Annotated in this window: 9 protein-coding genes; 8 read left to right on the top strand and 1 reads right to left on the bottom strand. The window is 40.3% G+C overall.

What is annotated here, in order from left to right; genetic code table 11:
- The first annotated feature begins 239 nt into the window (after positions 1–239).
- A complete protein-coding gene (dxs, locus tag AACZ88_RS13925) occupies positions 240–2012 on the top strand; it encodes a 1-deoxy-D-xylulose-5-phosphate synthase (protein ID WP_339711436.1) in 1773 nt (590 codons plus the stop codon).
- Complete coding sequence (locus AACZ88_RS13920; protein WP_339711434.1) at positions 2002–3111, top strand: DUF3078 domain-containing protein; 1110 nt, start codon at positions 2002–2004, stop codon at positions 3109–3111. The genes dxs and AACZ88_RS13920 overlap by 11 nt, the downstream gene beginning before the upstream one ends.
- Before the next feature lie 67 nt (positions 3112–3178).
- On the opposite strand, the gene dgt is transcribed toward AACZ88_RS13920, so the two are convergent.
- A complete protein-coding gene (gene dgt / locus AACZ88_RS13915; protein WP_339711509.1) occupies positions 3179–4522 on the bottom strand; it encodes a dGTP triphosphohydrolase in 1344 nt (447 codons plus the stop codon).
- Positions 4523–4696: 174 nt separating this feature from the next.
- Between dgt and AACZ88_RS13910 the strand changes: the two genes are divergently transcribed.
- The 6 genes from AACZ88_RS13910 to AACZ88_RS13885 all read left to right on the top strand — a co-directional run bounded on the left by AACZ88_RS13910 (position 4697) and on the right by AACZ88_RS13885 (position 13044).
- Positions 4697–5911 carry a porin gene (locus AACZ88_RS13910; RefSeq protein ID WP_339711507.1) on the top strand — a complete coding sequence of 405 codons (1215 nt, stop codon included), beginning with the start codon at positions 4697–4699 and terminating at the stop codon, positions 5909–5911.
- 98 nt (positions 5912–6009) lie between these two features.
- A complete protein-coding gene (locus AACZ88_RS13905) occupies positions 6010–8313 on the top strand; it encodes an inorganic phosphate transporter (protein ID WP_339711432.1) in 2304 nt (767 codons plus the stop codon).
- 240 nt (positions 8314–8553) lie between these two features.
- Positions 8554–9501, top strand: a complete 948-nt coding sequence (locus AACZ88_RS13900; protein WP_339711430.1) for a CAP domain-containing protein — start codon at positions 8554–8556, stop codon at positions 9499–9501.
- Positions 9502–9612: 111 nt separating this feature from the next.
- Complete coding sequence (locus tag AACZ88_RS13895; RefSeq protein WP_339711428.1) at positions 9613–10644, top strand: amidohydrolase family protein; 1032 nt, start codon at positions 9613–9615, stop codon at positions 10642–10644.
- A gap of 61 nt (positions 10645–10705) precedes the next feature.
- Positions 10706–11878 (top strand): sialidase family protein, encoded by a 1173-nt coding sequence (locus AACZ88_RS13890; RefSeq protein ID WP_339711426.1) that lies wholly within the window; start codon positions 10706–10708, stop codon positions 11876–11878.
- Between the two features lie 5 nt (positions 11879–11883).
- Positions 11884–13044 (top strand): lactonase family protein, encoded by a 1161-nt coding sequence (locus tag AACZ88_RS13885; RefSeq protein WP_339711424.1) that lies wholly within the window; start codon positions 11884–11886, stop codon positions 13042–13044.
- Positions 13045–13081: the final 37 nt, after the last annotated feature.

Raw genomic sequence — 13081 nt, 5'->3', positions numbered from 1 at the left:
TTTGACGAAATATTATTTACTCCGATGTCCATCATTACAGTGGTGAGACCTTTATCAAAAAAAAGGGTTGGCCTTCGTATACGGGGAATCATGTATTGATTAGGTTAATATGATTCCCTACAAGTTCATGAAAATTAAATCATTATCAAAATGGTGCTAATCTAAAAAAGATAAAATTCATAATTATCGGACAAGGTGACTACTTAATTGTGAATTGGTCTTAAATTTGCCCTTGAACTATGAGCTTGTTGTCTAACATCCATTCACCAAAAGATCTTCGCAAGTTGTCACAAGACGAACTGCCAGAACTCGCCCTAGAACTTCGAGAATTCATCATTGATATCGTAGCTACCAAAGAAGGTCATTTGGGCGCTAGCCTGGGTGTGGTGGAACTTACCATCGCCATTCACTACGTTTTCGACACACCCTCCGATAAGTTAATTTGGGATGTAGGCCATCAAGCCTATGGGCATAAGATATTGACCGGCCGTAAAGAAATTTTTGAAACCAACAGACAATTGGGAGGCATCAGCGGTTTTCCCAAACGTACCGAAAGCATTTATGATGCTTTCGGTACAGGTCACAGCTCCACATCCATTTCCGCATTATTGGGTATGGCCATGGCTTCTAAACTAAAAAAAGAAGATCGTAAAAAACATATTGCTATTATCGGCGATGCTTCCATTGCCAGCGGTATGGCGTTCGAGGGCCTTAATCATGCAGGTGTAGCAGACACTGACCTACTTATCGTTCTTAACGACAACGCTATTGGTATCGACCCGAGCGTAGGGGCACTAAAGAGGTATCTTACCAATGTGAAAAAAGGTATTGCCAAAGACGAAAATATCTTTGAATGCCTAAATTTTGATTATACAGGCCCCATTGACGGCCACGATCTAAATGCATTGCTGCATCAACTGAAACGGCTAAAAAATATTAAGGGTCCCAAAATTTTACATATAATCACCACCAAAGGTAAAGGCTTAAAAAAGGCCGAAGAAAATCAGGTGGTCTATCATGCACCAGGGAAATTTAATCGTCTTACCGGGGAAATCCACAAAAAACCACCAGTAAAACAACCTCCAAAATATCAAGACGTTTTTGGGCACACCATTGTAGAACTGGCAAAACAAAATGACAAAATCGTTGGTATCACACCGGCGATGCCAACAGGAAGCTCCCTAAAAATTATGATGGAACAAATGCCCGATAGGGCTTTTGACGTAGGCATTGCAGAACAACATGCCGTAACTTTGGCGGCAGGGATGGCAGCTGAAGGACTTATTCCATTTTGCAATATTTATTCCACTTTCTTACAGCGGGCCTATGACCAAGTGATTCATGATGTGGCATTACAGAATATTCCCGTTATTTTTTGTCTCGACCGTGCGGGTATTGTCGGACAAGATGGACCTACCCATCATGGCGTATTCGATATGGCGTATTTGCGTTGTATTCCGAACCTCATTATTTTTGCCCCGATGAACGAAGAAGAATTACGTAATATAATGTATACGGCCCAACTAGACCTACCCCACCCAATAGCTATTCGTTATCCGAGAGGATCTGGAGTTCTCACAAACTGGCAACTTCCGTTCAAAAAAATATCTATAGGAATTTCTCAAGAATTAAAAAAAGGAACGAAAATTGCTGTGCTCTCCATCGGACATATTGGTAATATCGCTCGTGAGGTAATTGCCAGTCTACCAGAAAAGGATTGCATTGGGCATTACAATATGCGCTTTATAAAACCACTAGACCAAAAAATGCTTAATTACATTTTCAACAATTATCAACAAATCATTACCATTGAAGATGGTTGTAAAACCGGGGGGTTTGGAAGTGCCATACTCGAGTTTGCCAATTCTAGAGCATATACCAACAAAATATCCGTTTTGGGCATTGCAGATAATTTTCTGGAACACGGAACCACAACAGAACTACAACATATCGCCAAAATCGACGCCATTTCAATCAAGAACCACATCAACACCATTTTAAATGCAAAATAGTCTTCTCACAAAAGCTTTTTTTTCTTTTCTTTTCATTTTTTGGTTTTCAACAATTTCAGCACAAGACACCATTCCTACCGAAACCCAGGTAGATACAATCGCCATTGATACGATTGTGATACGTAAGACCCAAGAAAAGATAAAACATATCCCAAGAGGGGCCAACCTTACCAATCCGGTGATTTCGTTTAAGCAAACCAAAGCATTGAACAAGCCTTATAAAAGATTTAGGGTCCCTTCATTTTGGACTAACATCAACAAGTTTGGTATAAATTTTAGCGAAGTGGCCTTTGTAAATTGGAATGCCGGGGGAAACAATTCTGTAACAGCTTTAGGCAATGTACGTTTTGAAAGAAATTACAAATTCCGTTATATACAGTGGGATAATAATATGGAAATGCGGTATGGATTGAACCTCCAGGAAAACCAGAAACTAAGAAAGACCGATGATGCGGTTCGCTTTAGTTCTACGTTTGGCTACCAAAGAGATACAATCAGTAATTGGTATTATTCGGTAAAGGCTAATTTCAATACACAATTCTCGAACGGGTATAAATATCCTGACCGTACCACTCCCAAATCACGTTTTATGGCACCAGGTTATTCTTTTCTAGGTGCCGGTACCTCCTATATCACAAAGGATCAAAAATTTAACCTTTATATTTCTCCCATCACCCAAAGAGCCACCTTTGTTTTAGACCAAGATTTAGCTGACAAAGGGTCTTTTGGTGTAGAAAAAGCTGTTCTCGATGCCGATGGCAACATAATAACACCAGGGCAGAATGTGCTTTTAGGTTTTGGTTTTCTTGTAACCAATACCTGGGAGACCAAACTATACGAAAATGTAGGATTAAAGCACAGAATTAATCTATACACCGATTATTTGATAGACTTTGGAAATATTGATGTAGACTGGGAGTTAGATGTTAGTCTCAGGGTCAATAAAAATATTCTTACCACAATTGGTACCCACTTTATTTACGATGATGATATTCTATTCGACGAACAGGTCGACGCCAATGGTATTGTCACCAACCCAGGTCGGCCACGCCTACAATTCAAACAATTATTAGGTGTCGGGGTGACCTATGATTTTTAAAACCGAACAATAAAGAGCGTACTTTAAATCTTAAAAATAGGTTAGACGACCACAAGGTTGCTTATGGTTAAATCTCTATTCCCTTGATTTTTTTATGTAACAAAATGGCGGCACCATCGGAAAGACTGGCCACGTAACAACACGTATTCAAAAGAATTTGATAAAGCGACACGTTAGTCCTCCGGTAAAATTCAGGTAAGGTTCGAAGCATCAGTTTATTGTAGTTCGAAGCATCGGAATTTTTCTCACGCACCAAAGCCTCAGTATATACATCTAAAATATCGGAAATAACCTTATAGCCCGCAATCTCCTTTTCTATAACTTCTTGCGATTGGTAGACCTTGTCTACACTCAAGGCAATAATATCATCTATTTGTGCGGTATATATACTCTTATCAAGTAAAGAAACCGCGAACATACCGTTGAGTATTTTATCTTCGTTTTCCATGAATACCCGAACAGCATCATTAATCAAGGTATTGATCGCGAGTGCCCGTAAATAACTCAACCGGTCTTCTTTGTATGCAAGGGCATTATATTTTTTAGTGTTAATGGTATCTTTGACCAGTTTTATAAGATATTCAAGGGCAAAATCTTCCGAAATCAAACCGAGATTGATACCATCTTCAAAATCTATAATCGTATAACAAATATCATCTGCCGCTTCGACCAAATAGGTTAATGGGTGTCTACAATAAGCGATTGCTTCTCCCGATCCCCGCTGCAATAATCCCAAATCTTCTGCAATGGATTGAAAAGATGTTTTTTCCGACTGAAAGAATCCGAATTTCTTATCCGCAATATGGTCGGTCGGTTTCTTAGGCAGTGATTCCTTCGGATACTTCATAAAGGCTCCCAAAGTGGCATGACTCAACCGTAACCCGCCGGAAACCCCTTCCCTCGATTCGGCCATTAATTTAAAACCGTTGGCGTTTCCTTCAAAATCAACAAGGTCTTGATACTCCTTTTCAGTTAATCTTGATTTGAATTGTTGTCCGCTTCCATTCTTAAAATACTCCCCAATGGCCTTCTCACCACTATGACCAAAAGGCGGGTTGCCAATATCATGTGCAAGTGCGGCGGCAGCCACAATCGCCCCAAAATCGTTAAATTGATATCCATGCATCTCCTTTAAGTAGGGATGCTTTTCTAATATCTTTTTACCTGCAATCCTCCCTAAACTGCGCCCTACAACAGAAACCTCAAGACTATGGGTCAATCGAGTATGTACAAAATCGGTCTTTGACAAAGGAATAACCTGAGTCTTATCTTGAAGGCTTCTAAAAGCCGAAGAAAATATGATGCGATCATAGTCAACGTCAAACCCCAATCGGGTTTCGTCTTGTTCTTTTCGCAATCGTTTGTGGGTATCGCCATGTCGTTTGAGCGATAGAAGCTGTTCCCAGTTCATCATCGAATTTCATTTGCCGCAAGATACATCATTACCCAATTTCACAAAAGAAACCGATAAAGCGAAAAACAAAATACTTCAAATCCATTCATTATGTTCGATATTGTTACTTTTGGCTTAACATTTTATAAACGTTAAATTAACATTGGATTGCCCATGAACGTTCACAAAACGATGACCTTGATAGAAATGAAATCCGTTTTTTTTTCGTTTCTTCTTTTTTCTTGCTTGGTTTCCAGTTCTCAAGAAACCCCAGCACCTAAATTCGGTAACGGAATTTTAAACTTAATGGGGCAAGATAGTACTTGGAGTATGAAAATAGGGGCCCGCATGCAATTGTTGTCTACCACCACTTGGGACGAAGATCCCAATGGTGGACTTACAAATTCAACATCGAATGCCCTGATACGAAGGGCTAGATTAAAATTTGATGGTTTTGCCTATTCTCCAAAACTCACATACAAAATAGAACTTGGCCTTTCTAATCGTGATCTTTCAGGAGGTTCAGAATTCACCAGCAATGCACCTAGGTACATTTTAGATGCAGTGGTAATGTGGAATTTTTACAAAAACTTCGAAGTTTGGTTTGGCCAAACCAAATTACCGGGCAATATGGAACGGATTATTTCTTCTGGAAATCTACAACAAGTAGACCGCTCTTTATTAAACCAGCGATTTACAATAGACCGTGAAATGGGCGTTCAGTTGTGGCATCATTTCAACCTAAGCGATACTTTCATGGTACGCGAGAAGTTATCCATCGCTAATGGCGAAGGGAGAAATGTCACGTCTGAAAACCTAGGTGGCCACCATTATACAGCAAGGCTAGAACTCTTTCCTTTTGGTAAATTCGAAAATAATGGGGAGTACAGCGGTAGTGACCTGATACAGGAACAAAAGCCCAAGTTAATGCTGGCAGGAAGTTATGACATCAACCAAAATGCCGTAAAAACCAGAAGCAATCAAGGCACATATATGGTCAACGACGCGGGATTCTATGAGAGCAATATCAATACGGTTTTTATAGATGCCATGTTCAAATACAAGGGGTTTTCGTTTATGGGCGAGTATGCCTACAGAAGCGCTAACGACCCGATTGCCAAAAATTCTGATGGCACGGAAACTGGTGATGTTGTATGGGTCGGAAATGGATTGAATCTACAGTCTGGCTTTCTTTTTACCAACAACTGGGAGATTTCCGGAAGGTATACCTGCATTGATCTTGATAAAATAATTACGGGAAGAGACCTTGAAAACCAATATACCCTAGGGCTTTCAAAATACATAGTCGGTCATAAACTAAAAGTACAGACCGACCTAAGCTATCTTTCAATAAAAAATAATCAAGGCCAATTTATGGGTCGCCTTCAGGTCGAGTTACATTTTTAGAAGAAGAACCCCGGTATACAAAATAAAAATATAACCTTTACATAACATTGCTAACAAGCCTACTATGGATATTTGCAAATTGATTTTCAAGGAATATTATGGATAATATTTATTTATTAATGATTATTGCGTTGGTTGCATTGGCCATTGCAGATTTAGTTGTTGGCGTTAGTAATGACGCCGTAAACTTTTTAAATTCTGCGATAGGTTCCAAGGCCATTTCGTTTAGGTCCATTATGATTGTTGCCAGTATCGGGATTGCCCTGGGAGCAGTTTTTTCCAGTGGAATGATGGAAGTTGCCCGAAAGGGCATTTTCAATCCAAGCATGTTTAATTTTGAAGATATAATGTTCATCTTTATGGCGGTGATGATTACCGACATTTTGCTACTTGATTTCTTCAATACATTAGGAATGCCGACATCAACCACTGTTTCCATTGTTTTTGAACTCTTGGGTGCAGCCGTTGCCATGGCTCTAATCAAAATAGCCGCCGAAGGTGGTAATTTTAATGAAGTTATCAACTACATCAACACCTCGAAAGCAACCGAAATTATCCTTGGCATTCTATTGTCCGTTATCATTGCCTTCTCCATTGGTGCTTTAGTTCAATGGTTCTCAAGACTATTACTCTCCTTCAGGTTTGAGAAAAAACCGAGTTGGGTAAGTGCTCTTTTCAGCGGTATCGCACTTGCGGCGATAACCTACTTTATTTTAATGAAAGGTATTAAGGGTACCGCTTTCTCGGGAGAAAACTTGAGTATCATAGGAGGAATGACAATTGCTGATTTTCTAGAAAAAAACGTATGGGCTATCAGTATCGCCAACTTTGCGTTTTGGTCGTTGCTTTCCTATATTCTAATGACCTTTGCGAAGGTTAATATTTATAAACTGATTATCGGTGTGGGCACATTTGCCCTGGCTTTGGCTTTCGCAGGCAACGATTTGGTAAACTTTATCGGTGTACCCATTGCAGCATGGCAATCGTATGAGGCCTGGGTTGCCTCAGGAGTTGCGGCTTCAGATTTTAGCATGGAGATATTGGCCGAAAAAGTACCGACCCCAACGCTCATGCTCTTCATTGCAGGAATGATCATGGTCTTGACACTGTGGTTTTCGAGTAAAGCCAAGGGGGTCGTAAAAACCTCCATAGACCTTTCTAGCCAAGGCGATACCGAAGAACGATTTCAACCCAATTTTTTATCACGAAGTTTAGTCCGCTTTGCAATCAGTCTTTCGCAAATGACTTCTTCATTATTCCCAGAGTCTTTTCAAAAAAGAATTGAAAAGCAATTTGAGAAACCTGTTATTCCTCTTTCAAAAGAAAGGGTGCATGAACTACCAGCCTTTGATATGGTGCGAGCCGCAGTGAATCTAATGGTAGCAGGTATTTTAATTTCAATTGCCACTTCCTACAAATTGCCATTATCAACTACTTATGTAACTTTTATGGTTGCCATGGGCACCTCTTTGGCAGACAGGGCATGGGGGGCAGAAAGTGCCGTATACCGAGTTGCCGGTGTTCTTAATGTTATCGGCGGGTGGTTTGGAACCGCCATTATAGCATTCATTGCCGCCGGAAGCATATTGGCTATTATCAGCTTTGGGAAAGGTGCGTCAATTGCCGTTCTGCTGTTTGCCGCCGTATTGCTGTTGGCAAGAAATTATATTTCCTATAATAAAAAAGCTAAGGAAATAAAGGCAGAAGATAGACTTCAAAGAGCTGAAAGCAGCTCTATTCAAGGAGTTATCGAAGAAAGTGCCAACAATATTGCCAACGTGGTAAAAAGAACAAACAAGCTTTATACGAACAGTATTAATGGCTTGGCAAAACATGATCTTGATCTATTGAAAAAGAACAAAAAGCAAGGAGCCAAACTTGCAGCGGAAATAGAAGACCTTCGCGACAATATTTTCTACTTTATAAAGAACCTTGACGAGAGCAGTGTTGGCGCTAGCAATTTCTACATCAATATTCTAAGTTCTTTGCAAGACATGAGCCAATCACTAGAATATATAGGAAAGGTCAGTCATAAGCATGTGCACAACAACCATAAGAAATTAAAATACAACCAAATCAAGGAACTAAAGGAAATAGATCTGAAATTGGAAGAAATTCTTGAAAAGACAAGAAGGGCCTTTGATGACCGTTCCTTTGAACAGATTGGCATTATCCTAAACGAGCGCAACGAGCTATTCAGCCTTGTATCACAAAAAATAGAAAAACAGGTTGTCAGAACACGCGTCGAAGAATCTAGCCCGAAAAACACGACTTTGTATTTTTCATTATTGTTGGAAACTAAAGACTTGATGACCGCGATTATGGATTTGCTCGAAATGTATTACAGTGAACATGATAGCCGTGTAAAACCAGCCCGATTAGAGGAACAGGAAATCTCCTAATCCAACAATATTCCATACATTTCCGTTTACGTTTAACGTAATACCATAATTTAGGTAAGGCCAATAGACACGCACCAAATATACCCATCTCTTCAGGTCATTATCGCGAGCTAATCTTAAGAACAGGTGCTAAAACCACCCCAATTTGCTTCTTTGGGGTGTATAGACTTGCCATTTGTCGAGAGATTATACCTTTTCTACACTTTTACCGTTAAACTCTAAGCAAACCCCAATATCTTTATGTTACGCCACCTATATTTCTACCTTGGTTTTTCGTTACTCAGTTTAATCCTCTTTACGTCATGCAGTTCTGATAGCACCTCATCAACTACCCCGCCTGAAATAGAAATTGACGATGTCTCACGCCTTGCCGCAAAAGAGCTGTATCTTGAGTACTACGAGGCGTCGAAAACAACCGGTTCTGAAACGCCATGGAATGGCAATGCTTCGAATTGCGACCCAGGTACGGTACCCTCAGATGTAAGGGATAAAATATTTTTAAGATTACAGTATTACCGAAAGGCGGCAGGTTTAGAAAATACGATTACCGAAAACGTCAATCAGAGTGCAAAGGCCCAAAAGGCAGCCCTGATGATGAAATCGAACAATAAATTAGACCACTTTCCACCTGAAAGTTGGTCTTGTTATACCGAAGAGGGTCGTGAAGCCGCAGGAAAATCAAACCTTACCATGGCTAAAAACGCCGAAGCTATTGACTCATATATCAGCGAACCCGGTGATAATAACGGCCCCGTGGGGCATAGAAGATGGCTTTTGTATCCAAGGTTAGCGGCAATGGGCATTGGCAACACTGACAGCTCCAATGCTATTTGGGTCGTAGGTAACTCGGGGGAAGAACCCTCAAATATACCGGAATTCATTGCCTGGCCTCCGGCTGGCTATGTGCCAGGAGAAGTCGTTTTCCCTAGATGGTCATTTTCTATTCCCAAAGCTGATTTTAGTCAAACCACGGTCTCGATGATTGACGAAAATGGGAAGATAATCGATTTGAGTTTGGAGGAACTGAGTTTGGCATATGCCGATCCGACCATCGTATGGGTTCCTAAAGGTATTGACACCAATGCAAGCAGTGACTTTTCTTATGTAGTCACTTTAAAAAACGTGGTGCTAAATGAACAAACACATGACTACGAATACCACGTCACACTTTTCAATCCTGAAGATTGATTTTAAATCTACATTTCTTACTATCTTTAGGTCGAAGGCCTTGCACGGTGCAGCTATTCAATATAAATTTGAATGCGAAACATTGTTTCAATATTATTTTCGTTTTTTTTCATGTCAGTGTTTCTGGTTCAATCACAGGACGACTTGTTATTAAAGGATTTTGAGCCCGTATCGATTTACAATGTTGCCAAGACCAAAATAGAAAAGGCAAAATATGCTGTGGTCGACTTTCATGCACATCCGTATGCCAAGACGAATGAAGAACTCGATGAATGGGTTCGAAATATGCAAAAATTCGGAGTTGAAAAAAGCATCATTCTTACCTATGCTACCGGCAAGAGTTTTGATAGTATCTACAAAATCTATTCGAAATACGGAGACCAATTTGAATTATGGTGTGGCTTTGATTACTCGGGCCACACTGAAAAAGGTTGGTCGAAAAAGGCTATAAAAGAGCTTGAACGCTGTTTTCGGACGGGTGCAAAAGGTGTGGGTGAACTTGGTGATAAAGGCAAAGGGCTTTTTTATTCCCAGCCATCACCTGGCTACGGAATGCACATCGATGACCAACGCATACAACCCCTGCTCAAACGCTGTGGAGAACTTGGGATGCCCATAAGCATTCACGTTGCAGACCCATATTGGATGTATTTGCCGATTGATAAACATAACGACGGACTCATGAATGCCGCCAAATGGAGAATAGACACTTCGCAAAAAGACCTATTATCCCACAAAGAATTGATCGAAACGCTCGAAAATGCAGTCAAGAACAACCCAAAGACCACTTTTATCGCTTGTCATCTTGCAAACAGTAGTCACAATCTCGACATCTTAGGAAGACTTCTAGATTTGTATGGTAATTTATACGCCGACATAGCCGCCCGCTATGCCGAATTTGCTCCAGTACCCCGACGCACCAAGGCCTTTTTTGAAAAATACCAGGATAGATTGGTGTACGGTACAGATATGGGTCTGGATCCATCCGTTTATGAAACTACTTTTAGAATTCTAGAATCTGCCGACGAACATTTCTATGTTAGGGAGCACTTCTCTTACCATTGGCCACTAAATGGGCTAGACCTCAACGACCTGACGCTGAAAAAGATATATAGCAGTAACGCCAAAAAAATTTTAAAATAGAAAATATACTATATTTAAGGAAATAAATCGAATTCGGCATAACCGTTTTGAAGCCCCATTCATGAGCTATAGACAATATTGGAGCATACTTTATCTGACCACCGCCCTTGTTTTTCCTTTTTCAATATGCCATGCACAACATGTTAAAGGCTCGAACTTTCTCGACCTATCTTCCGATACCACTACTGTTTCCATTCCATTTTATTCAGGGCTCAACGGATATCATGCATTTCGAATTCCTACAGTAATAAAAACAAAAAAAGTGCTTGTCGTATTTGCCGAGGGAAGAAAAAATTCCACTAGCGATTTTGGAGACATCGACGTGGTCTTTCGAAGGTCATATGACGATGGAAAATCGTGGGAACCGTTAAATATTTTGTATAATTTAGACACCATGGCTGTTCAAAACCCCGTACCGGTTTATGTGAAAAACAAAAATAAGATTGTCGTATTATTCAATACGACTTCATTAAGCGAGCATGATCTTTTGAATAAAAATTACGGACTGGCGCAAGAGCGAAAAGCATTATTGACCTCCTCTACAGATGATGGGAAGTCTTGGAAGGCCCCAAGAGATATCACACGAGATGTAAAGCGAAAAAGCTGGCGCTGGCACGCCTTGGGCCCTGTACATGGAATTGAACTCAAACACGGCAGCCACAGAGGACGACTGGTCGTACCCATAGCCATTAGTATCGAAAAAGGAAGCAAGTCTTATTGTATGGCCCTAATTTATTCAGATGATTCCGGGGAGCATTGGAAAATCGGTGCCGTAGATGAAAACCTTTCAGATAGTGTGCTTTCAAATGAAACGACCATTGCTGAACTCGACGATGGACGGATTTATGTCAATACCAGAGATCAAAATGGTGGCTCAAAGGAAAAAAACCGTGGCGAAGTCTATAGTCTCGATGGCGGCCTGACCTTCTCAGAACCCATCATTGAATCTGATAAATTTCCCAGTCCTATAGTACAATCTGCTCTTTTACGTTGGGATTTAAAAAGTGGAACTAAACTTTTGTTTTCTACGCCTTCTACACCGAACAAAAGAGAAAATCTTATCATTATGGTCAGTACTGATGCCTCAAAAACCTGGCACACACTTTTTAAAGTTCATAACGGATTTTCGGCATATTCCGATATGGTACGTCTCGATAAAAAAACTTTGGGCGTTATTTATGAAACTGACGACTATAAAAAAATACGGTTCAAAAGAATACCACTTAATCTATAATTACTATGACTTACCGCACTACTTTTAAACATATTTCTATTCTGTCAATTTTTCTTTTTGCCATTGTGGGCTGTAAAGAAAAAAAAGAAGCTAAAACGGAAACAACCGAGATAAAAACAGAAAAACCAATGGGTCTTGAAGTATTGATAGGAACATACACTAAAGAAGAAAGCCAAGGAATTTACAAAGCGTATTTTGATGAGAACACGGGAACTTTGTCTAAGCCACAGCTGCTCGTCGAAACCGAAAACCCGACTTTTCTATATCAAAGTCAAGATAAAAAAAGAGTCTTTGCTGTCAATGAGGTAAAAGAAGGCAAAGCCATTTCGTTCAATTGGAATGAAGACCGCACAAAGCTTACTCCCGTATCTGAAAAACTTACGGGAGGTAGTGGACCTTGCCACATTACCCTTAACAAAGCCCAGACCTCTGTGGCCATTGCCAATTACGGATCAGGCACATTTTCTCTCTTACAAATAAATGAAGAAGGTCATTTCCTTGGTGAAGCACAAGTCAGAAATCACAAAGGCAGCGGCCCCGTATTACCCGCACAAAAATCGGCTCATGCACATTATGCCGCTTTTGACGCCAATGACAAATATGTATATGTGGTAGATTTAGGAATCGATAAAGTGCTCTCGTACCCTATTAACGCTAAAGGTGAATTCGGGAATGAAAAAACCGCATTACAAATGGATCCTGGAGATGGTCCTCGTCATATGGCCTTTCATCCTTCAAAAGATTTAGCATTTATTATCAACGAGCACTCCAATAGCGTGGTATCGGTCTCCCCAAACCATGAAACCGGCACGTTTACACGTATTGACAAAAAGAGCACCCTCCCCGAAAATTTTACCGAACCCAGTTTCTGCGCCGATATACATCTAAGCGCGGATGGTAAATTTCTTTATGGCTCTAATCGTGGACATAATAGTATTGCCGTTTTTTCCGTTTCCGATGAAGGTAAACTCGACTTAATAGATACCGTCTCGGTTGAAGGTGACTGGCCCCGTAACTTCGCCTTATCTCCTAATGGAGAATACATGCTAGTGGCCAACCAAAAATCAAATAACATAACGGTATTCAAAATCGATACTAAAACCGGAATACCCAGTTATACGGGGCAACAAACATCGCTTTCCATGCCCGTATGTTTAAAGTTTTGAGCATACTTTAATACCCCTTTCCATGATATAAAAAAAT

It is taken from the genome of uncultured Kriegella sp., assembly GCF_963975415.1.
Classification (GTDB): Bacteria; Bacteroidota; Bacteroidia; order Flavobacteriales; family Flavobacteriaceae; genus Kriegella.
This window is presented reverse-complemented; position numbering and strand designations above follow the sequence as displayed.

Bases quoted from the DNA above. Each gene is read 5' to 3' on its own strand.
- AACZ88_RS13900 (WP_339711430.1), top strand. From the start codon at position 8,554: ATGTTACGCCACCTATATTTCTACCTTGGTTTTTCGTTACTCAGTTTA.
- AACZ88_RS13920 (WP_339711434.1), top strand. From the start codon at position 2,002: ATGCAAAATAGTCTTCTCACAAAAGCTTTTTTTTCTTTTCTTTTCATT.
- AACZ88_RS13910 (WP_339711507.1), top strand. From the start codon at position 4,697: ATGACCTTGATAGAAATGAAATCCGTTTTTTTTTCGTTTCTTCTTTTT.
- AACZ88_RS13885 (WP_339711424.1), top strand. From the start codon at position 11,884: ATGACTTACCGCACTACTTTTAAACATATTTCTATTCTGTCAATTTTT.
- AACZ88_RS13895 (WP_339711428.1), top strand. From the start codon at position 9,613: ATGTCAGTGTTTCTGGTTCAATCACAGGACGACTTGTTATTAAAGGAT.
- AACZ88_RS13905 (WP_339711432.1), top strand. From the start codon at position 6,010: ATGGATAATATTTATTTATTAATGATTATTGCGTTGGTTGCATTGGCC.
- dxs (WP_339711436.1), top strand. From the start codon at position 240: ATGAGCTTGTTGTCTAACATCCATTCACCAAAAGATCTTCGCAAGTTG.
- dgt (WP_339711509.1), bottom strand. From the start codon at position 4,522: ATGAACTGGGAACAGCTTCTATCGCTCAAACGACATGGCGATACCCAC.
- AACZ88_RS13890 (WP_339711426.1), top strand. From the start codon at position 10,706: ATGAGCTATAGACAATATTGGAGCATACTTTATCTGACCACCGCCCTT.